This is a genomic window from Pseudomonas sp. G11 (genome assembly GCF_029457515.1).
Lineage (GTDB): Bacteria > Pseudomonadota > Gammaproteobacteria > Pseudomonadales > Pseudomonadaceae > Aquipseudomonas > Aquipseudomonas gorinensis.
On record NZ_CP120377.1, the window covers coordinates 1 to 21,639 of the forward strand.

Annotated in this window: 21 protein-coding genes; 8 read left to right on the top strand and 13 right to left on the bottom strand. The window is 60.6% G+C overall.

What is annotated here, in order from left to right:
• Positions 1-2,010 (top strand): DNA helicase Rep, encoded by a 2,010-nt coding sequence (gene rep, locus P2T68_RS00005; RefSeq protein ID WP_024078078.1) that lies wholly within the window; start codon positions 1-3, stop codon positions 2,008-2,010.
• A 58-nt stretch (positions 2,011-2,068) separates the two neighbouring features.
• Positions 2,069-2,641, top strand: coding sequence for a xanthine phosphoribosyltransferase (locus P2T68_RS00010; protein WP_024078079.1), 573 nt, complete (start codon positions 2,069-2,071; stop codon positions 2,639-2,641).
• 212 nt (positions 2,642-2,853) lie between these two features.
• Here the strand turns inward: P2T68_RS00010 and P2T68_RS00015 are convergent, their stop codons facing one another.
• The 6 genes from P2T68_RS00015 to dadA all read right to left on the bottom strand — a co-directional run bounded on the left by P2T68_RS00015 (position 2,854) and on the right by dadA (position 8,994).
• Positions 2,854-4,776, bottom strand: coding sequence for an acetyl-CoA hydrolase/transferase family protein (locus tag P2T68_RS00015; RefSeq protein WP_193689963.1), 1,923 nt, complete (start codon positions 4,774-4,776; stop codon positions 2,854-2,856).
• A 137-nt stretch (positions 4,777-4,913) separates the two neighbouring features.
• Complete coding sequence (locus tag P2T68_RS00020) at positions 4,914-5,378, bottom strand: c-type cytochrome (RefSeq protein ID WP_172831364.1); 465 nt, start codon at positions 5,376-5,378, stop codon at positions 4,914-4,916.
• A gap of 170 nt (positions 5,379-5,548) precedes the next feature.
• Positions 5,549-6,097 (bottom strand): cupin domain-containing protein, encoded by a 549-nt coding sequence (locus P2T68_RS00025; RefSeq protein WP_003176893.1) that lies wholly within the window; start codon positions 6,095-6,097, stop codon positions 5,549-5,551.
• 116 nt (positions 6,098-6,213) lie between these two features.
• Positions 6,214-7,287, bottom strand: coding sequence for an alanine racemase (alr, locus tag P2T68_RS00030; protein WP_102625040.1), 1,074 nt, complete (start codon positions 7,285-7,287; stop codon positions 6,214-6,216).
• Between the two features lie 80 nt (positions 7,288-7,367).
• The gene (locus tag P2T68_RS00035) at positions 7,368-7,721 is read right to left on the bottom strand and encodes a RidA family protein (RefSeq protein ID WP_277378891.1); all 354 of its coding nucleotides are present in this window, start codon (positions 7,719-7,721) and stop codon (positions 7,368-7,370) included.
• On the bottom strand, positions 7,693-8,994 hold the full coding sequence (gene dadA / locus P2T68_RS00040; protein ID WP_024078084.1) for a D-amino acid dehydrogenase: 1,302 nt from the start codon (positions 8,992-8,994) through the stop codon (positions 7,693-7,695). The genes P2T68_RS00035 and dadA overlap by 29 nt, the downstream gene beginning before the upstream one ends.
• A gap of 155 nt (positions 8,995-9,149) precedes the next feature.
• Here dadA and P2T68_RS00045 point away from each other — a divergent pair, with 155 nt between their 5' ends.
• The gene (locus P2T68_RS00045; protein WP_003176896.1) at positions 9,150-9,638 is read left to right on the top strand and encodes an Lrp/AsnC ligand binding domain-containing protein; all 489 of its coding nucleotides are present in this window, start codon (positions 9,150-9,152) and stop codon (positions 9,636-9,638) included.
• A gap of 60 nt (positions 9,639-9,698) precedes the next feature.
• Here the strand turns inward: P2T68_RS00045 and P2T68_RS00050 are convergent, their stop codons facing one another.
• Positions 9,699-10,052, bottom strand: a complete 354-nt coding sequence (locus tag P2T68_RS00050; protein ID WP_017135860.1) for a YkgJ family cysteine cluster protein — start codon at positions 10,050-10,052, stop codon at positions 9,699-9,701.
• 115 nt (positions 10,053-10,167) lie between these two features.
• Here P2T68_RS00050 and P2T68_RS00055 point away from each other — a divergent pair, with 115 nt between their 5' ends.
• The gene (locus P2T68_RS00055; protein WP_277378892.1) at positions 10,168-11,460 is read left to right on the top strand and encodes an FAD-binding oxidoreductase; all 1,293 of its coding nucleotides are present in this window, start codon (positions 10,168-10,170) and stop codon (positions 11,458-11,460) included.
• Here P2T68_RS00055 and P2T68_RS00060 read toward each other — a convergent pair whose 3' ends face one another.
• The gene (locus P2T68_RS00060) at positions 11,461-11,685 is read right to left on the bottom strand and encodes a DUF1127 domain-containing protein (RefSeq protein ID WP_024078086.1); all 225 of its coding nucleotides are present in this window, start codon (positions 11,683-11,685) and stop codon (positions 11,461-11,463) included.
• Between the two features lie 165 nt (positions 11,686-11,850).
• Here P2T68_RS00060 and P2T68_RS00065 point away from each other — a divergent pair, with 165 nt between their 5' ends.
• Both P2T68_RS00065 and P2T68_RS00070 read left to right on the top strand, forming a co-directional pair.
• On the top strand, positions 11,851-13,275 hold the full coding sequence (locus P2T68_RS00065) for a PLP-dependent aminotransferase family protein (protein WP_168233054.1): 1,425 nt from the start codon (positions 11,851-11,853) through the stop codon (positions 13,273-13,275).
• A 62-nt stretch (positions 13,276-13,337) separates the two neighbouring features.
• A complete protein-coding gene (locus tag P2T68_RS00070; RefSeq protein ID WP_069077270.1) occupies positions 13,338-14,906 on the top strand; it encodes a phospholipase D family protein in 1,569 nt (522 codons plus the stop codon).
• 62 nt (positions 14,907-14,968) lie between these two features.
• On the opposite strand, the gene P2T68_RS00075 is transcribed toward P2T68_RS00070, so the two are convergent.
• Positions 14,969-16,111 (bottom strand): MFS transporter, encoded by a 1,143-nt coding sequence (locus P2T68_RS00075; RefSeq protein WP_069077269.1) that lies wholly within the window; start codon positions 16,109-16,111, stop codon positions 14,969-14,971.
• A 159-nt stretch (positions 16,112-16,270) separates the two neighbouring features.
• The gene (locus P2T68_RS00080) at positions 16,271-17,764 is read right to left on the bottom strand and encodes an aldehyde dehydrogenase (protein WP_024078090.1); all 1,494 of its coding nucleotides are present in this window, start codon (positions 17,762-17,764) and stop codon (positions 16,271-16,273) included.
• Positions 17,765-17,994: 230 nt separating this feature from the next.
• On the opposite strand from P2T68_RS00080, the gene P2T68_RS00085 reads away from it, so the two are divergent.
• On the top strand, positions 17,995-18,357 hold the full coding sequence (locus P2T68_RS00085) for a cupin domain-containing protein (RefSeq protein WP_024078091.1): 363 nt from the start codon (positions 17,995-17,997) through the stop codon (positions 18,355-18,357).
• 71 nt (positions 18,358-18,428) lie between these two features.
• Here P2T68_RS00085 and rpmG read toward each other — a convergent pair whose 3' ends face one another.
• Together rpmG and rpmB are read right to left on the bottom strand one after the other, a co-directional pair.
• A complete protein-coding gene (gene rpmG, locus P2T68_RS00090; RefSeq protein ID WP_003176906.1) occupies positions 18,429-18,584 on the bottom strand; it encodes a 50S ribosomal protein L33 in 156 nt (51 codons plus the stop codon).
• A gap of 11 nt (positions 18,585-18,595) precedes the next feature.
• Positions 18,596-18,829, bottom strand: coding sequence for a 50S ribosomal protein L28 (gene rpmB, locus P2T68_RS00095; RefSeq protein ID WP_003176907.1), 234 nt, complete (start codon positions 18,827-18,829; stop codon positions 18,596-18,598).
• Positions 18,830-19,287: 458 nt separating this feature from the next.
• Here rpmB and P2T68_RS00100 point away from each other — a divergent pair, with 458 nt between their 5' ends.
• A complete protein-coding gene (locus P2T68_RS00100) occupies positions 19,288-20,880 on the top strand; it encodes an ABC transporter substrate-binding protein (protein ID WP_102624888.1) in 1,593 nt (530 codons plus the stop codon).
• Positions 20,881-20,909: 29 nt separating this feature from the next.
• Here P2T68_RS00100 and radC read toward each other — a convergent pair whose 3' ends face one another.
• Entirely contained in the window at positions 20,910-21,584 is a 675-nt protein-coding gene (gene radC / locus P2T68_RS00105) for a DNA repair protein RadC (RefSeq protein WP_024078093.1), read from the bottom strand.
• Between the last annotated feature and the right edge of the window lie 55 nt (positions 21,585-21,639).

Here is a 21,639-nt window from a genome sequence, read left to right on the forward strand (position 1 = left end):
ATGTCCCGACTCAATCCCCGGCAGCAAGAAGCCGTGAACTACGTCGGCGGCCCTCTATTGGTGCTCGCCGGTGCAGGCTCCGGCAAGACCAGCGTGATCACCCGCAAGATCGCGCACCTGATCCAGCAGTGCGGCATCCGCGCCCAGTACATCGTCGCCATGACCTTTACCAACAAGGCGGCGCGGGAAATGAAAGAGCGTGTCGGCACCCTGCTCAAGGGTGGCGAAGGCCGTGGCCTCACCGTGTGCACCTTCCACAACCTGGGCCTGAACATCATCCGCAAGGAGCATGTGCGGCTGGGCTACAAACCGGGCTTTTCGATCTTTGACGAGACCGACGTCAAAGCCCTGATGACCGACATCATGCAGAAGGAATACGCGGGCGACGACGGCGTCGACGAGATCAAGAACATGATCGGCGCCTGGAAAAACGACCTGATCCTGCCCGCCGAAGCCCTGGAAAACGCGCGCAACCCCAAGGAGCAGACTGCCGCCATCGTCTACACCCACTACCAGCGCACGCTCAAGGCGTTCAACGCCGTGGACTTCGACGACCTGATCCTGTTGCCGGTCAAGCTGTTCCAGGAACACGCCGACATCCTCGAAAAGTGGCAGAACAAGGTGCGCTACCTGCTGGTGGACGAATACCAGGACACCAACGCCAGCCAGTACCTGCTGGTGAAGTTGCTGATCGGCACGCGCAACCAGTTCACCGTGGTCGGCGACGACGACCAGTCGATCTACGCCTGGCGCGGTGCCCGCCCGGAAAACCTGATGCTGCTCAAGGACGACTACCCGTCCCTGAAAGTGGTGATGCTGGAGCAGAACTATCGCTCCACCAGCCGAATCCTGCGTTGCGCCAACGTGCTGATCTCCAACAACCCCCACGAGTTTGAAAAACAACTGTGGAGCGAGATGGGCCACGGCGACGAGATCCGCGTGATCCGCTGCCGCAACGAGGACGCCGAAGCCGAGCGCGTGGCCGTGGAGATCCTCAGCCTGCACCTGCGCACCGACCGGCCCTACAGCGACTTCGCGATCCTCTATCGCGGCAACTACCAGGCCAAGCTGATCGAACTGAAGTTGCAGCACCACCAGGTGCCGTATCGCCTGTCGGGCGGTAACAGCTTTTTCGGACGCCAGGAAGTCAAGGACCTGATGGCCTACTTCCGCCTGATCGTGAACCCGGACGACGACAACGCTTTCCTGCGCGTCATCAACGTGCCGCGCCGCGAGATTGGTTCCACCACCCTGGAAAAGCTCGGCAACTACGCCACCGAACGCAAGATCTCGATGTACGCCGCCACCGACGAAATCGGCCTGGGCGAACACCTGGACACGCGCTTCACCGATCGCCTGTCGCGCTTCAAGCGCTTCATGGACAAAGTGCGCGAACAGTGCGCCGGCGAAGACCCGATCAGCGCCCTGCGCAGCATGGTCATGGACATCGACTATGAAAACTGGCTGCGCACCAACAGCTCCAGCGACAAGGCCGCGGATTACCGCATGGGCAACGTCTGGTTCCTGATCGAAGCGCTGAAGAACACCCTGGAAAAAGACGAAGACGGCGAAATGACCGTCGAAGACGCCATCGGCAAGCTGGTGCTGCGCGACATGCTCGAACGCCAGCAGGAAGAGGAAGACGGCGCCGAAGGGGTACAGATGATGACCTTGCATGCATCCAAGGGCCTGGAATTCCCCTACGTGTTCATCATGGGCATGGAAGAGGAAATCCTCCCCCATCGCTCCAGCATCGAAGCCGACACCATCGAGGAAGAACGACGCCTGGCCTACGTGGGCATTACGCGCGCGCGTCAGACCCTGGCCTTCACCTTTGCCGCCAAGCGCAAGCAATACGGCGAAATCATCGATTGTGCCCCCAGCCGGTTCCTGGATGAACTGCCGCCGGACGACCTGGCCTGGGAAGGCAATGACGACACCCCGACCGAGGTGAAGGCCGTTCGCGGCAACACCGCCCTGGCGGATATACGCGCGATGTTAAAGCGCTAGAATCGACTACTTTTCAATCTACTTTCGGCGCACAACGCGCCATTAGAGGAAGCTTTCCGTGGAAGCACTGCACAAGAAAATTCGCGAAGAAGGCATCGTGCTTTCCGATCAGGTACTCAAGGTCGACGCCTTTCTGAACCACCAGATCGACCCCGCGCTGATGAAGCTGATCGGCGATGAGTTCGCCGCGTTGTTCAAGGACTCGGGCATCACCAAGATCGTCACCATCGAAGCATCAGGGATTGCCCCAGCGATCATGACCGGCCTGAACCTCGGCGTGCCGGTGATTTTCGCCCGTAAGCAGCAATCCCTGACCCTCACCGAAAACCTGCTGTCGGCAACGGTGTATTCCTTCACCAAAAAAGTAGAAAGCACCGTGGCGATCTCACCACGCCACCTGACCAGCAGTGACCGCGTGCTGATCATCGATGACTTCCTGGCCAACGGTAAGGCCTCCCAGGCCCTGATCTCGATCATCAAGCAGGCCGGCGCGACCGTTGCGGGCTTGGGGATTGTGATCGAGAAGTCGTTCCAAGGCGGTCGCGCGGAGCTGGATGCGCAGGGTTATCGGGTTGAATCGCTGGCGCGTGTGCAGTCGCTGGAAGGTGGCGTCGTTACCTTCATCGAGTAATTTGCTACACAGCAAATGCCAGGTGAGCACGATCAAAATGTGGGAGGGGGTAAACCCCAATGCCCGTCAGTTAAGCCAACATCGCCTTCTGTAGGAGCGAGCTTGCTCGCGAAAAACTCCCAGGCGCCGCGTTCCTTCAGGACACACGCGTTATCGTTGACGTTTTTCGCGAGCAAGCTCGCTCCTACAAAAAAACCTTAACCGAATGACAATTAATGCGCGGTAGCCTGGAGGCCGGCAAGCAACAAACGCTGGTAGAGGTCCTCCTTCAAACCCTCCGGCTTATCCAACCGCATCCGCACCAGATGTTCAGGAAACGCCTCCGGCTCCGGTGCATCCAGCGCCGCCTTGCCCAACTCCAGAATCTCCGTCAGTTTGAATTTGCTCTTGAGCCAGTTCAACGCGCGCAACAGATCCCGCTCCTCATCGGTGAAATCAGTACCCAGCGGATATTCCGGAAACAGTCGGCGATGCCGCGCCTGGATACCTTGGAGCCGCTCCGGCGTGTTGTCGCTAAAGCGTGGGTCCAGTTGGAAATCCTTGGGCAACTTGCCGGCCTTTTGCGCCTGCTCGATCAAGTCGGCCTGGAAGCGTGAGTCGGTAATGTTGAGCAACGCCTCGATCACCTTGGCATCGGTCTGCCCACGCAGGTCGGCAATGCCGTATTCAGTGATGACGATATCCCGCAGGTGCCGTGGGATGGTGCAATGGCCGTACTCCCAGACAATATTGGAACTGACCTCGCCCCCCGCCTCGCGCCAACTGCGCAGGATCAGGATCGATCGCGCGCCTTCCAGCGCATGGCCCTGGGCAACAAAGTTGTACTGCCCGCCCACGCCGCTGAGCACGTGACCACCTTCCAGTTGGTCGGCAACCCCGGCACCGAGCAATGTCACCGCAATCGCGCTGTTGATAAACCGCGCATCCAGGCGCTGTAAACGCTTGAGCTCTTCCTGCCCGTACAGCTCGTTGATGTAGCTGATGCGGGTCATGTTGAATGCCTGACGCTTGGCGTAGGTCATCTCCTGCAAGCGCTGGTAAAAACTGCGCGGCCCGAGGAAGAAGCCGCCGTGGATCGAGACACCGTCGGGTTGTGCCGCGTCGTCAAGGAGCCCGGCATTGGCTTGTGCCTGGGTTGCCACATCGGGGTAGACCTTGCGTCGCACAATTCCCGCATCCGCCAGCACCAGAAGACCGTTGACGAACATTTCGCTACAGCCGTAAAGACCGCGGGTAAAGGGATCGACACCCCCCTCACGACTGATCAGTGGCGCCCACTGGTACACATCCAGGTCCGTCAGCAGCAAGCGATAGGCTTCGTTGTCGGCCTGGCGCGCCAATAGCGCGGCCGTCAGCGCATCGCCCATCGAGCCGATGCCGATCTGCAAGGTTCCCCCATCACGCACCAGGGTGCTGGCGTGCAGGCCGATAAAGTGATCCTGGAACCCCACGGGCATGTTCGGCGTGGAGAATAAGGTGGTGCTGTCCTTTTCATCGAGCAGGTAGTCGAATTCGTCCATGCCCAGCTCGGCATCGCCAGGCATGTAGGGCAAATCGCTGTGGACCTGGCCAACCACCAGAATGGTTTCCCCTGCGGCGCGACGCTTGGCGATCATCGGCAACAGGTCGAGGGTGATGTCGGGGTTGCAGCTCAGGCTCAGGCGATCGGGGTGTTCGGCGCTGCTGGCCACCAACTGCGCCACCAGGTTGAGGCCGGCGGCATTGATGTCGCGTGCGGCATGGCTGTAGTTGCTGCTCACGTAATCCTGCTGCGCCGAGGTGCTGTGGAGCAAGCTGCCAGGCTGCATGAAAAACTGCTGCACGTGGATATTCGCCGGCAGACTGTCCTTGTGCAGGTCGGCGAGAAAATCCAGCTCGGGGTAATCGCCAAACACCCGCTCGATAAAGGGTTCGAGAAAGCGCTTCTGCAAGCCATCGCCCAAGGCCGGACGGCCCAGGCTCAGCGCGGTGTAGATCGTCAGCGCCCGCTCCGGCAGCTTGGCGATACGCCGGTACAGCGCATTGGCGAACAGGTTCGGCTTGCCCAGGCCCAAGGGCATGCCCATGTGGATATGCGCCGGCAAGCGTGCCAGTACGTCGTCAACTGCTTGCTCGATTGAACACAACTGCACCATCCGACCCTCCTGAACATTCCGTGATTAGGGGTTTGACCGAGCTTGCAGGGTCTTTGCTGCAAAGAACAGCCTCGAAACACACATTACGGGCACAAAAAAGCCGCTCGTAAGCGGCATTTTTGACGAAGATCGGCTGATTACAGACCGGACATCTTCTTGATCGCACCTTCAAGGTCTTCGAGGCTGCAATCAGCACACGTCCCCATCGGAGGCATGGCGTTCAAGCCATGCTTGGCGACCTGGGCCAACCCCTTGGTGCCTTTCTGCGGGTCCTCGATCTTGAGTTCCGCCAATACAGTATCCAGATGACCTACCCGCTCTTTCCAGGCAGCGGTATCACCGATCTTCGGAGCATTCAGCAGGCCGGTGCCGTGGCATGCGTTGCAGTGTTTGGCGATCACATCATCAGGCGTTTTAGCGGCGCCCCCGCCACCAGCAGCCACAGCCACCTCCATCCCCTTGCATTCCTGCCCCTGGACGCAAACCTGGCCTACAGGCTCCAGGCGCTTGGCAATGTCATCATTGGTCGCAGCTTGAGCGCTGACAGCCCATAGGGCCAGTACGGTTGCTGGTGCAGCCAGCATTTTCATAATTAGGTTCACGCGTTCACCCTCAATGGTGGCTATTCACGCCTGCGGCCACGGTTTCGCAGGCGGCGAAAGTATAACGGTTAGCCCGCCTGGCTGAAACAACCCCATTAAATAAAGGGAGATTCAGCCTGGCGGAATACGGCTGCGGGAACCTCTGCAACGCTGGCAGGGCGCCTCTGTTGTTAAAAGTTCGCGGGTGTGGCTGCGCTGATTAGTCGCGCCGGCACGTCGAACGGATTGCGAAAACGATGGGGCTTGGTGCTTTCAAAGTAGTAGCTATCGCCGGCTTCGAGCACAAAAGTTTCAAGACCGACAACCAACTCCAGTCGACCTTCCACCAGAATCCCGGTTTCTTCGCCTTCGTGGGTGAGCATTTCTTCGCCGGTGTCGGCGCCTGGCGGGTAGATTTCATTGAGAAATGCGATGGCCCGGCTCGGGTGCGCCCGGCCCACCAGTTTCATGGTGACGGCACCGTCGGAGATGTCGATCAGCTCATTGGCTTTATAGACGATCTGTGTCGGTATTTCCTGGAGGATCTCTTCAGAAAAAAACTCGACCATCGACATAGGGATGCCGCCCAGCACCTTGCGCAAGGAACTGATGGAAGGGCTGACACTGTTTTTTTCGATCATCGAAATGGTGCTGTTGGTGACACCCGCGCGCTTGGCGAGCTCGCGCTGGGAAAGACCCTTCAGTTTACGGATGGATTGCAGTCGTTCGCCGACGTCCAATGCGGGAGCCTCCTAGGATTCAGGCTTTGTTGTAATTGAGCGTTATCATGGCGACAGCGTTCAGTATTTACAACACTTGGGCCTAAATCCTGGCCGGCTCCGTTCGTCGAGGTCGATCAAGCCCCGGAATAGAGCCTTGGCACACGGCGAAGGTTGCAGAAGATCTGGTAGGGAATGGTCTCGGCGGCGACTGCAACATCACTGGCAAGAATATTCTTGCCCCACAGTTCCACGGTGGAACCGAGGCCGGCCTGGGGTACATCGGTGAGATCGACGCATAGCATGTCCATGGACACACGCCCCAGCAACTGGCTGCGTTGCCCCGCCACCAGCACCGGCGTGCCCGTTGGCGCATGGCGTGGGTAGCCGTCCGCGTACCCCATGGCGACCACGCCGATGCGCATCGGTTTTGGCGTGATGAACTTGGCGCCGTAGCCCACCGGCTCGCCGGCCGGCAGTTCACGCACGCAGATGACTTTCGACTCCAGGGTCATCACCGGCTGCAAACGCGCGGCGACGGCCTGGTCTTCGCCAAACGGCGTCGCACCGTACAGCATGATGCCTGGCCGAACCCAATCACTGGATACGTTTGGCCAGCCCATCACCGAAGGCGAGTTACGCAGGCTGACCTCGGCTGACAAGCCCTGACGCGCCGCCTCAAACACGGCCACCTGTTCATTGCTGCGCACACAATCGAGTTCATCGGCGCGAGCGAAATGGCTCATCAATACAATCTTGGCGACTTTGCCACTGGCCAGCAGCCGCTGGTACGCCGCTGGGTAATCCTTGGGGTGCAGGCCCACGCGATGCATACCCGAGTCCAGCTTGAGCCAGACGGTCAGCGGCTTGCTCAGGGTGGCCTGTTCGATAGCTTCCAGTTGCCACAGCGAATGCACCACGCACCAGAAATCATGCTCGATGATCAGCGGCAGCTCATCGGCTTCGAAAAAACCTTCCAGCAATAACACTGGCGCGCGAATGCCGGCAGCTCGCAGTTCCAGTGCTTCTTCGATGCAGGCCACGGCAAACCCGTCGGCCTCGGCTTCCAACGCCTGGGCCACCCGCACGGCACCATGGCCGTAGGCATCGGCCTTGATCACGGCGAGGGCCTTGGCCCCCGTGACTTCACGGGCCAATTGATAGTTGTGGCGCAGGGCTTGGAGGTCGATCAGGGCACGGGCTGGACGCATGGCGGCAGGCTTCTAGGCGGCAGAGTGGAGAAAAAACCGGCGCCGACTAACCGCGTCGGCACCGGGAGAGGGATCGTTGTTTATGGCAAAGCGGCCACGACGGACAGCTCTACCAGGATTTCCGGTTCGCACAGTTTCGCTTCAACCGTGGCACGGGCCGGGGCAGCACCTTTGGGCAACCACTTGTCCCATACCGCGTTCATACCGGCGAAGTCGGCATCGATGTCTTTCAGGTAGATCGTCACCGACAGCAACTTGGTCTTGTCGGTACCCGCCAGGTCCAGCAGGCGCTCGATATTGGCCAGGGTTTCACGGGTCTGCTGTTCAATCCCGGCGCTCATGTCGTCGCCGACTTGGCCTGCCAGATACACGCTACCGCTGTGGACAACGATCTGGCTCATGCGCTCATTGGTGAGCTGGCGCTGGATTGACATGTTTTGCGGACTCCTGGTGGTTGCCGTAACGGGAAATGTCGAGGCCTTCGGCGCTGATCTGCGGGGTTTTCTTCGCCATCAGGTCAGCCAGCAAGCGGCCAGAGCCACAGGCCATGGTCCAACCGAGGGTGCCGTGGCCGGTATTGAGGAACAGATTCTTGAACGGGGTGGCGCCGACAATCGGTGTGCCGTCGGGTGTGGTCGGGCGCAGGCCGGTCCAGAAAGTGGCTTCAGTCAAATCGCCGCCCTGAGGATAAAGGTCGTTGACGATCATCTCGAGGGTTTCACGCCGACGCGGGTTAAGCGACAGGTCAAAACCGGCAATTTCAGCCATGCCACCCACGCGGATGCGGTTGTCGAAACGGGTGATCGCGACCTTGTAGGTTTCGTCGAGAATGGTCGAGGTGGGGGCCATCGCCGGGTTGGTGATCGGCACGGTCAACGAGTAGCCCTTGAGCGGGTACACCGGGGCCTTGATCCCCAACGGCTTGAGCAACTTCGGCGAGTAGCTGCCAAGAGCCAGCACGTAGCGGTCAGCGGTTTCCAGCTTGCCGTCGATCCACACACCGTTGATGCGGTCGCCAGCGTAGTCGAGGCGCTGGATGTCCTGTTCGAAGCGGAACTCCACGCCCAGTTGCCTGCACATGTCGGCCAGGCGGGTGGTGAACATCTGGCAGTCGCCGGTCTGGTCGTTGGGCAGGCGCAGGGCACCGGCGAGGATATCGGTGACACTGGCCAAGGCTGGCTCAACACGGGCGATACCGGCGCGGTCGAGCAGCTCGAACGGCACCCCGGATTCTTTCAATACGGCGATGTCCTTGGCGGCGCCATCGAGCTGGGCCTGGGTGCGGAACAGCTGGGTGGTGCCGAGGCTGCGGCCTTCGTAGGCGATGCCGGTCTCGGCGCGCAGTTCGTCGAGGCAATCGCGGCTGTACTCGGACAGGCGCACCATGCGCTCCTTGTTCACCGCGTAGCGGCTGGCGGTGCAGTTACGCAGCATCTGCGCCATCCACAAGTATTGATCAATATCGGCCGTGGCCTTGATCGCCAGCGGGGCGTGGCGTTGCAGCAGCCACTTGATAGCCTTGAGGGGCACACCCGGCGCGGCCCATGGCGAGGCGTAGCCTGGGGACACCTGGCCGGCGTTGGCGAAACTGGTTTCCATGGCAGCGGCAGGCTGACGGTCGACCACGACGACTTCAAAGCCAGCCCGCGCCAAATAGTAGGCACTGGTCACACCAATGACGCCGCTACCCAAGACCAGAACGCGCATTTTTATATCCTCATCGCGGCTTGACCGCCGACGTGTGTTGTTCGAGCAATGATGTGCGCAGTATAAAAAGCAATCGCCAGTGCATTTCACTATATAACTGCCTATATTTGGCGACAATTCTCGGCAAAAACCCTTTTCACAGAGGCGTATCCCCTATGCGTACCAACACTCAGACCAAGCGGGAGCTGGACAAGATCGATCGCAACATCCTGCGCATCCTGCAAACCGACGGGCGAATTTCGTTCACCGAGCTGGGGGAAAAGGTCGGGCTCTCCACCACGCCGTGCACCGAGCGGGTACGGCGGTTGGAGCGCGAAGGGATCATCATGGGCTACAACGCACGGCTCAACCCCCAGCATTTGAAGGGAAGTTTGCTGGTATTTGTCGAGATCAGCCTCGATTACAAATCCGGCGACACCTTTGAAGAGTTCCGCCGCGCCGTGCTGAAACTGCCCCATGTGCTGGAATGCCACCTGGTGTCGGGGGACTTTGACTACCTGGTGAAAGCGCGGATTTCCGAGATGGCGTCGTACCGCAAATTGCTCGGCGATATCCTGCTCAAGCTGCCCCATGTGCGGGAGTCGAAGAGCTATATCGTGATGGAAGAGGTGAAAGAGAGCCTGAACCTGCCAATTCCGGACTGACTGACACAACGGGGTCAACGGTGGGAGCAAGCACCTCCCACATTTTGACCGCGTACATCGTCAGACCAGCACCTGCCGGGTACTCGCCATGTATTCATGGATCTGCTTCTCCACCCGTGGGTGAATCAGCTCCACCGGCCGCCGCCCATTGGGGCAAGGCAAGGTCTTGGTGGTGCCGAAAAGCCTGCAGATCAACGGCCGCTCGTCATACACCGTGCAGCCATTGGGCCCCAGGTGCACACAGTTCAGCTCGTCCATGGCGGCTTCCTGCTCGGCCGCGGTTTTGCGCGGCAGGCGGGACATTTCCTCGGGCGATGTAGTCACCGGCCCACAGCAATCGTGGCAACCGGGAACGCACTCGAACGAAGGAATCTGTCGGCGCAGCGCACTGATTTTCTGGCTGTTGCAACTCATCGAAACACGTACCGAACGGCGAATAGACGTAGATTCTGAAGCAAAACGCCCTGCGCAGACAGCTTCGTCCGACCGCTGTATCCTGCGTCAAATTTTCCAAACAGGGATGTTCCCCATGACTGCCAGCGCCCGGCACACCGCTTCCTACTACGCCGCCAGCAGCGTGCCGCAACCGGAATACCCGATGTTGACCGGCGAGGTGAGCGCTGATGTGTGCGTGATCGGCGGCGGTTTCTCCGGGCTCAATACGGCCCTGGAGTTGGCTGAGCGCGGCTTCAGCGTGGTGCTGCTGGAGGCCCGCAAGATCGCCTGGGGCGCCAGCGGGCGTAATGGCGGCCAGTTGATTCGCGGTGTCGGCCACGGGCTGGAGCAGTTCGCCAACGTGATTGGTAACGACGGCGTGCGCCAGATGAAACTCATGGGCCTGGAGGCCGTGGAGATCGTGCGTGAACGCGTCGAACGCTACCAGATCCCTTGCGACCTGACCTGGGGCTATTGCGACCTGGCCAACAAACCTCGCGACCTGCATGGCCTGGCCGAAGACGCCGAAGAACTGCGCAGCCTGGGTTATCGCCACGAAGTGCGCCTGTTGCAAGCCAGTGAGATGGGCAGCGTGATCGGCTCCGACCGCTACGTGGGCGGCATGATCGACATGGGCTCCGGCCATCTGCACCCGCTGAACCTGGCACTGGGTGAAGCGGCAGCCGCCGGGCAATTGGGCGTGCGCCTGTTCGAGCAGTCCGAAGTGACGCGCATCGACTATGGCCCCGAGGTCAACGTGCACACCGCTCAGGGCAACGTACGCAGCAAGACCCTGGTGCTGGCCTGCAACGCCTACCTGAACGGCCTCAACCCGCAACTGAGCGGCAAGGTGCTGCCCGCCGGCAGCTACATCATCGCCACCGAACCCTTGAGCCCGGTACAAGCCGCCAACTTGTTGCCGCAGAACATGGCGGTGTGTGACCAACGGGTGACCGTGGATTATTTCCGCCTGTCTGCCGATCGTCGCCTGCTGTTCGGCGGGGCCTGCCATTATTCCGGACGCGATCCCAAGGACATCGGCGCCTACATGCGGCCAAAGATGTTGCAGGTGTTCCCACAGCTGGCTGACGTGAAGATCGACTACCAATGGGGCGGCATGATCGGCATCGGCGCCAACCGCCTGCCGCAGATAGGCCGGTTGGCGGATCAACCCAATGTGTATTACGCCCAGGCCTACGCTGGCCATGGCCTCAACGCCACACACCTGGCCGGCAAACTGCTGGCCGAAGCCATCAGCGGCCAACAGCAGGGCCGCTTCGATCTGTTCGCCCAGGTGCCGCACATCACCTTCCCCGGCGGCAAACACCTGCGTTCGCCGCTGTTGGCGCTGGGGATGCTCTGGCACCGCCTTAAAGAATGGGTCTGATCAATCACGCCAGAAAGGCTTCAGGCCTTCCTGGCGTGCTTGCTCTGGGGTCAACCCAACGTCACGCAACTGCTCGCGGGTCAAGTGCAGCAAGGCCTTGCGCGTATGGCGGCGGTGCCAGAACAGACTCCAACGGCTGATCTCGCGCGGCGACGTCGCCCGCTCTTGCCCAGCCTGCAATTCCTGACTGTGTAACATCAGCCGCACATCACTCATGCCGTTCATTTTGCTGCCCCTCATTTGCTTGTTGCCATGAGTGACTAGAATGGGCGAGCAGGCAAAACCATTACAGATCCAACCCATCTTTATTAAATCCATACAGAAACTGCCCATGCGCGGCTGAATCCTGTATTTTTTCCCTATCTGTACTGGTCTCCCGGAGCGACCGCCATGACGCTTTACGTTAACCTCGCCGAATTACTGGGCACGCGCATTGAACAGGGTTTCTATCGCCCCGGCGATCGACTGCCGTCCGTACGCGCCTTAAGCGTCGAGCACGGGGTCAGCCTGAGCACCGTGCAGCAGGCCTATCGGTTACTGGAAGACAATGGCCTGGCAATGCCCAAGCCCAAGTCCGGCTACTTTGTACCGGTGGGTCGGGAGTTGCCGGCGCTGCCCGAGATCGGCCGCCCGGCCCAGCGCCCGGTGGAAATCTCCCAGTGGGATCAGGTGCTGGAATTGATTCGCGCAGTCCCGCGCAAAGACGTCATACAGATGGGTCGCGGCATGCCGGATGTATTGTCACCCACCCTCAAGCCCCTGCTGCGCAGCCTGGCTCGCGTCAGTCGGCGCCAGGATCTGCCGGGGTTGTATTACGACAACATCCTCGGCTGTATGGAATTACGCGAGCAAATCGCCCGACTGTCATTGGATTCCGGCTGCCAACTGAGTGCCGAAGACATCGTGATCACCACCGGCTGCCATGAAGCGTTGTCCGCCAGCATCCGTGCGATCTGCGAGCCCGGGGATATCGTGGCGGTGGACTCACCCAGCTTCCACGGTGCCATGCAGACCCTCAAGGGCCTGGGCATGAAGGCGCTGGAAATCCCCACGGACCCGCTCACCGGCATCAGCCTGGAAGCCCTGGAACTGGCGCTGGAACAGTGGCCGATCAAGGTCATCCAACTGACCCCCAACTGCAACAACCCCCTGGGCTACATCATGCCGGAGGCCCGCAAGCGAGCGTTGCTGACCCTGGCCCAGCGCTTTGACGTGGCAGTCATCGAAGACGATGTGTACGGCGAACTGGCCTACAGCTACCCGCGTCCGCGTACCATCAAATCCTTCGACGAGGACGGCCGCGTGCTGCTGTGCAGTTCGTTCTCAAAAACCCTGGCGCCAGGCCTGCGCATCGGCTGGGTCGCGCCGGGTCGCTATCTGGAGCGGGTGCTGCACATGAAATACATCAGCACCGGCTCCACCGCCACCCAGCCGCAGATCGCTATCGCCGAATTCCTCAAGGGCGGCCATTTCGAACCGCACTTGCGGCGGATGCGCACGCAATACCAGCGTAATCGCGACTTGATGCTCGACTGGGTCAGCCGATACTTCCCGGCGGGCACCCGCGCCAGCCGGCCGCAAGGCAGTTTCATGCTGTGGATAGAACTGCCGGAGGGCTTCGACACCCTCAAGCTCAACCGCGTGCTGATGGAACAAGGCGTACAGGTGGCGGTGGGCAGCATCTTTTCGGCTTCCGGCAAGTACAGAAATTGCCTACGCATGAACTACGCTGCCAAGCCAACGCCACAGATTGAAGAAGCCGTGCGCAAGGTCGGCACCGCCGCGAGCAAGCTGCTGGCCGAGGCGGCCGACTGACCTTTCTTGGGAAATTGCCGTCATATGCCGACAACCGCCCTGATCTGGAAGCGACTCCCTTGATGATTCGACGGCTTTTACCGTTTTTCCTGCTGGGAGCCCTGGCCCTGGGCGGTTGCGCCACGGTCAATGCGCCACGCATCCCCAGCGACGCCCTGCCAGCGAAGGATTCGTCGTTCGGCCGCTCGATCCAGGCCCAGGCCGCGCCCTACCAAGGCCGCTCTGGCTTTCGCCTGCTGCCCAACAGCAGTGAAGCGTTCATGGCCCGCGCCGAGCTGATCCGTAATGCCCAGACCAGCCTCGACCTGCAGTACTACATCGTCCACGACGGCATCAGCACGCGCATGCTGGTGGATGAACTGCTCAAGGCCGCTGATCGTGGTGTGCGGGTGCGCATCCTGCTGGACGACACCACCAGCGATGGCCTCGACCAGATCATCGCCACCCTCGCCGCTCATCCCCAGATCGAGATTCGCCTGTTCAACCCTCTGCATCTGGGGCGCAGCACCGGCGTAACACGGACCATGGGGCGGCTGTTCAACCTGTCGCTGCAACACCGGCGCATGCACAACAAACTGTGGGTGGCGGACAACAGCGTGGCCATCGTCGGTGGGCGTAACCTCGGGGACGAGTATTTCGACGCCGAACCCAACCTCAACTTCACCGATATCGACATGCTCAGTGTGGGCCCGGTGGCCGAGCAGCTGGGCCACAGCTTCGACCAGTACTGGAACAGCGCCCTGAGCAAACCCATTAATGAGTTCATCTCCAACCTGCCATCCAAAGGTGACCTGGCGACTGCACGGCTTCTCCTGGAGGAATCCCTGGCCCAATCCCGCCAGCAGAACCACGCCCTGTACAACCGCCTGCGCGCCTACAAGACCAAACCGCGCATGGACATCTGGCGCCGCGAGTTGATCTGGGCCTGGAACCAGGCGTTGTGGGACGCGCCGAGCAAGGTGCTGGCCAAGAATGATCCGGATCCTCGACTCCTGCTGACTACCCAACTGTCGCCGGAACTGGAAGGCGTCAACCACGAGCTGATCATGATCTCGGCGTACTTCGTGCCTGGGCAGCCTGGGCTGGTGTACCTCACCGGTCGCGCCGACGCCGGCGTGTCGGTCAGCCTGCTGACCAACTCCCTTGAAGCCACCGACGTACCCGCTGTGCATGGCGGCTACGAGCCGTATCGCAAGGCGCTGCTGGAACATGGGGTGAAACTCTACGAATTGCGCCGCCAACCGGGTGCCCCTGGCGCAGGCAGCGGCCCACACCTGTTTCGCCGCGGCACGTTCAAGGGCTCGGACTCCAGCCTGCACAGCAAAGCGATGATCTTTGATCGGACGAAGTCGTTTATCGGCTCATTCAACTTCGACCCGCGCTCAGTGTTGTGGAACACCGAAGTGGGCGTATTGGTCGACAGCCCCGAATTGGCGGAACACGTACGCAACCTGGCACTGCAAGGCATGGCACCCGCCTTGAGTTATGAGGCGAAATTGCAGAATGGCCAAGTGGTGTGGGTGACCGAGGATAACGGTCAGTTACACACCTTGACCCGCGAGCCGGGCAGTTGGTGGCGCCGGTTCAATGCGTGGTTCGCCAACTCGGTCGGCCTGGAACGCATGCTCTAAGAACAGCGAAGATCCAATGTGGGAGGAGGCAAGCCCCCCTCCCACAGTTGATTGCTTCCAGATCAAGCGGGCTGCGCAGCACCAAATGCGCCCTGGCGCAACAACAGCACCACCAGCCCCAGCGCCCCGGCCGCCATCAGCCAAGGCAGGGCATGCCCGCTGATCCACTGGCTGCCTGCACCCGCCACCAACGGCCCGATCAAGCAGCCGATCCCCCACAGCTGCGCGATATGGGCATTGGCGCGCACCAGCGCATCGTCACGGTAGCGCTCGCCAATCAGAATCAGCGACAAGGTGAACAACCCTCCGGCACTGGCGCCGAACAGCACCCACACCGGCCAGATCAACACCGTCTGCATCAACAAAGGAATCGCCAGGCTCGACGCCAGCAACAGCAGCGCACAACTCAAGAACAGCGTGCGCCGCGGCAAGTAATCGGCCAAGGCACCGATGGGCAACTGCAGCAGCGCATCACCCACCACCACGGTGCTGACCATCGCCAAGGCTATCTCGGCGGTGAAGCCCTGCTGCAGGCAATACACCGGCAACAGTGTCAGAATCATCGCTTCGAACGCAGCGAATAACGCCACCGCCCAGGCAATCGCCGGCAGTGTCAGGCAGAAGCGCCACAGGTCGCCAAGGGTCACACTGAACGAATCGGCAGTCGGCGCGCCGGAACGCCCCAGCAGCAACAGCGGCGCGACCATCAGCAGCCCCGCACCCACCCAGAGACCGTAGTCATGATCAGTGCCGATCACACCCAGCAGCAGTGGCCCTGACAGCTGGCTCAAGGCATAGCTGCAGCCGTACAGCGCCACCAGCCGGCCGCGCCACTGCTCCACTACCAATTGGTTGATCCAGCTTTCACCCAGGATAAACACGATGGTCAGGATCACCCCGATCATCAGCCGCAGCACCAGCCACACCGGGTAACTGGGCAGGATCGCCAGCAAACCGATGGACACGGCACCGGCCCATAGGCACAGACGCATCAGGTTGGCAGTGCCCAGCCAAGAGGCCAGGCGGCTGGAGACCTTGGCACCCAGCAGCACACCAAAGGCCGGCATCGCGGCCATCACGCCGATGGCGAAACTGCCGTAGCCCCAGCCCTCAAGGCGCAGGGATACCAGTGGCATGCTCACGCCCAGCGCCAGGCCGACACTGAGTACCGAGGCCAGGACGGCGAAATAAGTCGCCCAACGCATTTCCACGCTCCTGTGGATACTTTTCAGGGTTGCAAACGAACTGTAGGAGCGAGCTTGCTCGCGAAGAACTCAAGGACACCGCGTGTTACCAGACAGCACGCGTTATCGTTGACGTTTTTCGCGAGCAAGCTCGCTCCTACAGGGGTTCAGCGGCGCTGCTTACAGCTTGATCCAGGTCGCCTTCAGCTCGGTGTACTTGTCGAACGCATGCAACGACTTGTCGCGACCGTTACCCGACTGCTTGAACCCCCCGAATGGCGCGGTCATGTCACCGCCATCGTACTGGTTGACCCACACGCTGCCGGCACGCAGGGCCTTGGCGGTCAGGTGCGCCTTGGAGATATCGGCCGTCCACACCGCCGCCGCCAGCCCATATTGGGTATCGTTGGCGATGGCGATGGCTTCTTCAGCGCTATCGAAGGTAATGACCGACAGGACCGGGCCAAAGATTTCTTCCTGGGCGATCCTCATGGCGTTGGTCACACCATCGAAAATCGTAGGTTCGACGTAGGTGCCACCGGTTTCTTCGAGGGTACGCTTACCGCCTGCCACCAGCTTTGCACCGTCGGCATGGCCGGCTTCGATGTAGGACAGCACGGTGTTCATCTGTTGAGTGTCCACCAACGCGCCGACGTTAGTGGCCGGGTCCAGCGGGTTGCCTGGCTTCCAGCCCTTCAGCGCGGCGATCACCAGCGGAAGGAATTTATCCTTGATGGAGCGCTCCACCAGCAGGCGTGAACCGGCAGTGCAGACTTCGCCTTGGTTAAAGGCAATGGCACCCGCGGCGGATTCGGCCGCGGCTTGCAGATCCGGGGCATCGGCGAACACGATGTTCGGGCTCTTGCCGCCCGCCTCCAGCCATACGCGTTTCATGTTCGATTCGCCGGAGCGGATCAACAGCTGTTTGGCGATCTTGGTCGAGCCGGTGAACACCAGGGTGTCGACATCCATGTGCAGCGCCAGCGCGTTACCCACGGTATGGCCATAGCCCGGCAGCACGTTGAACACGCCTTTTGGAATGCCGGCCTCAACGGCCAGGGCCGCAATGCGGATGGCAGTCAGCGGGGATTTTTCGGAGGGCTTGAGGATGACCGAGTTACCGGTGGACAGCGCCGGCCCCAGTTTCCAGCAGGCCATCATCAGCGGGAAGTTCCACGGCACGATGGCGCCGACGACACCAACCGGTTCACGGGTTACCAGGCCCAACTGATCGTGAGGGGTGGCGGCGACCTCGTCATAGATCTTGTCGATCGCCTCACCGCTCCAGCTCAGGGCATTGGCTGCGCCAGGCACGTCAATGTTCAGGGAGTCGCTGATCGGCTTGCCCATATCCAGGGTTTCAAGCAGCGCCAGCTCTTCGGCATTGGCCTTGAGCAACGCGGCGAAACGGATCATGACGGCCTTGCGCTTGGCCGGTGCCAGGCGCGACCAGGCGCCGGAATTGAAGGTGGCACGGGCATTTTCCACGGCGCGCTGGGCGTCGGCGGCATCGCAACTGGCAACGGTAGCGAGCAGGCGGCCATCGACCGGGCTGATGCATTCGAAGGTGTCACCGGAAGCGGCGGCAGTGTATTCGCCATTGATATAGGCGCGGCCTTCGATCTTCAGGTCCTTGGCGCGTTGTTCCCAGTCGGCACGGGTCAGGGTGGTCATGCGAGTGTCCTCCTCTTATTGAATACAAGGGCCAGGTGATGTCCCCCGGCAGCCTCAAAGAATTCTTGCCCGGCCAGCCTGCTGTTCGGCTCAAGGCAGCTGCCACCCTAAACCAGCGGCTGGGGATGTTTCAATATATTTGACATAACGGCGGTAAACGCCCTTGCGATGTTCATTTTAATAAACATAGACTTTGGGCTCTCCAACCGCAGGCCAGACGGGACACGCACATGAGCATCCAGGACATCGTCGACTTCAGCCAGGCCAACACGGCGCCCGACCGCTACCGCCCTGCCGCCGAGAAAATCCTCAAGGGCGACCCCGAACAAACCATCTACAACCACTACAACAGCCCATGCGGCCAGATGAGCGCCGGGGTTTGGGAAGGAGAAGTCGGGCAGTGGAAGGTCAACTATACCGAGCATGAATACTGCGAAATTGTGCAGGGGGTTTCGGTACTGCGCGACGGCGACGGTAACGCCAAGACCTTGCGCGCCGGCGACCGCTTCGTGATCCCCGCCGGCTTCAGTGGTACCTGGGAAGTGCTGGAACCGTGCCGCAAGATCTACGTGGTGTTCGAGCAGAAGGCCTGATCAACAAACGCCAGGCAAAAAAAAGCCCGCATCGTGAGATACGGGCTTTTTTTCACAAGGAAGAAAACCAATTACTTGATTTTGCCTTCTTTGTAGATCACGTGCTTGCGAACGCGCGGGTCGAACATTTTCTTTTCGAGCTTGTCCGGGGTAGTACGCTTGTTCTTGTCGGTAGTGTAGAAGTGACCAGTACCGGCGCTAGAGATCATTCGAATCAATTCACGCATGATAGAGCTCCTTAGATCTTGCCAGCGGCGCGGATTTCGGCCAGCACGACAGTGATGCCACGCTTGTCGATGATACGCATGCCTTTGGCAGATACACGCAGGCGAACAAAACGTTTCTCTTCTTCAACCCAGAAGCGGTGATGCTGCAGGTTCGGCAGGAAACGACGACGGGTTTTGTTATTTGCGTGGGAAATGTTATTCCCAGTCACCGGACCCTTACCGGTAACTTGACAGACTCTCGACATGCCTCAGCCCTCTAAAACCACATGCCCAACCCGGCATGGGTTGGCCGCTTAATCTCTCAGTCATTTGGCGCCAGGCGCCGCGTTTCTTTAGGGTCTTACCGGCTACACCTACAAGCGAAGGAACCGGGCCCCTAGAAAAGAGCGCTGCTTTATACCAGAAAGACCCAAGTGCAACAACAGCCCGTGTGTTTTTACCGGCGTAAATCTCGGCGACATACGCCCGAACCGTTGCCAGGAGGGGCCGCTGTAACAGCCGACCGCTCGTCGCACAGAATGACTTACAGCGCTCGCGCGCGCAGTGAGGCGCACAGCGAAACGCGCTGAGGCGCCATCAAAACAGCATTTGAGCCAAAAGCACAGGCAAAAATGGGCTAGTCATTTATGAATCAGACCACTACGGTAGGACTTTTCCAGACTGCACTCGCAGATGGGCCTTCGATCTGCAAAGGAAACCTAATATGCGCCTCGCAGCCCTACCGCTATTGCTAGCCCCTCTATTTGTCGTGCCGCAGGCCCTGGCGGCCACCAGTTTGAGCGTCTGCACCGAGGCCAGCCCCGAAGGGTTCGACGTGGTGCAATACAATTCGCTGACGACCACCAACGCCTCGGCCGACGTGCTGATGAACCGTCTGGTGGACTATGACGCCGCCAGTGGCAAGCTGGTGCCGAGCCTCGCCGATAGCTGGGAGGTTTCGCCGGATGGCCTGGCCTATACGTTCAAGCTGCACCCGGACGTGAAATTCCATCGCACCGAGTACTTCACCCCGAGTCGCACGCTGACTGCCGAAGACGTGCGCTTCAGCTTCGAGCGCATGCTTGACCCGGCCAACCCGTGGCACAAGATCGCCCAGAGCGGCTTCCCCCATGCCCAGTCGCTGCAATTGCCGACCCTGGTCAAGAAGATCGACGCCCTCGACCCACTGACCGTGCGCTTCACCCTGGACCACGCCGACTCCACCTTCCTGGCGGCCTTGAGCATGGGTTTTGCCTCGATCTACCCGGCCGAATACGCCGACAAATTACTCAAGGCGGGCACCCCGGAAAAACTCAACAGCCAACCGATCGGCACCGGGCCGTTCATCTTCACGCGCTTCCAGAAAGATGCCGTGGTTCGCTACAAGGCCAACCCCGACTACTTTGCCGGCAAACCGGCTGTGGATAACTTGATCTTCGCCATTACGCCAGACGCAAACGTGCGGCTGCAGAAATTGCACCGCAATGAATGCCAGATCGCCTTGTCCCCCAAACCGCTGGATGTCGGCGAAGCCGAGAAGGACCCCGCGCTCAAGGTGGAAAAAACCGCCGCATTCATGACCGCATTCGTTGCAATCAATAGCCAGCATCCGCCCCTGGACAAGCCGGAAGTGCGCCAGGCAATCAACCTGGCATTCGACAAGGCCAGCTACCTCAAGGCCGTGTTCGAAGGTACCGCCGAAGCCGCCGATGGCCCCTTCCCGCCCAACACCTGGAGCTACGCCAAAGAGCTGCCCGGTTATCCACAGGACCTCGCCAAGGCCAAGGCCTTGCTCGAACGTGTCGGGCTCAAGGACGGCTTCAAGACCACAATCTGGACACGCCCCACCGGCAGCCTGCTTAACCCGAACCCGAACCTCGGTGCGCAACTGCTGCAAGCGGACCTGGCCAAGGTCGGCATCCAGGCCGAAATTCGCGTGATCGAATGGGGCGAACTGATTCGCCGTGCCAAAGCCGGTGAGCACGACCTGCTGTTCATGGGCTGGGCCGGCGACAACGGCGACCCGGATAACTTCCTCACCCCGCAGTTCTCCTGCGCCGCCGTAAAATCCGGCACCAACTTCGCCCGCTACTGCGACCCTGCCCTGGACAAGCTGATCAGCGCCGGCAAGACCACCAGCGAACAAGGGGTGCGCAGCAAGCTGTATCAACAGGCCCAGGCGCAGATCCAGCAGCAGGCCTTGTGGTTGCCCCTGGCGCACCCGACGGCGTTTGCCTTGGCGCGCAAAACCGTCGAGGGCTACCAGGTGAGCCCGTTCGGGCGGCAGGACTTCTCGAAAGTCAGCGTCAAGCCCTGACCCAATAGCCCCCATCCAATGGGCGGGGGCTACATCCATCCGTATTCCGCCATCGACAACGGATCCCCATCCCCCACGATGATGTGATCCAGCACTCGCACATCCACCACTTCCAGGGCCTTTTGCAGCACCTTGGTCAATTTTCGATCAGCGGCGCTGGGCTCCACATTCCCCGAAGGATGGTTGTGACACAGGATCAGCGCCGCCGCGTTGTACGCCAGGGCGCGCTTGATCACCTGCCGGGGGTAAACCATGGCGGCGTCGATGGTGCCCTGGAACAACGCCTCGAAACCCAGTACACGATGTTTTGAATCGAGAAACAGGCAACCGAACGTCTCGTGGGGCTCATGGCGCAGCAACGCCTTGAGGTAATCACGCACGGCCACCGGGCTTTCCAATACAGAGTCACTCCGCAACCGCTCGGCCAAGTGGCGCCGGGACATTTCCAGCACCGCCTGCAACTGGGCAAACTTCGCCGGCCCCAGCCCCAGTTGCTGGCTGAACAGCGCCTGGCTGGCCTCCAGCAGCGGGCGCAGGCCACCGAATTGCACCAACAGGTGGCGTGCGAGGTCCACCGCACTTCGCCCGGAAACCCCGGTGCGCAGGAAGATAGCCAACAACTCCGCATCGGACAGACTCGCCGCGCCCCATTCCAGAAGTTTCTCCCGCGGACGTTCCGCTACGGGCCAATCGCGAATACTCATCCCTCTTTCCTGTATACGTGCGCCGCTGTTGCCTGGCAGGCGCTGTGTTATCGTA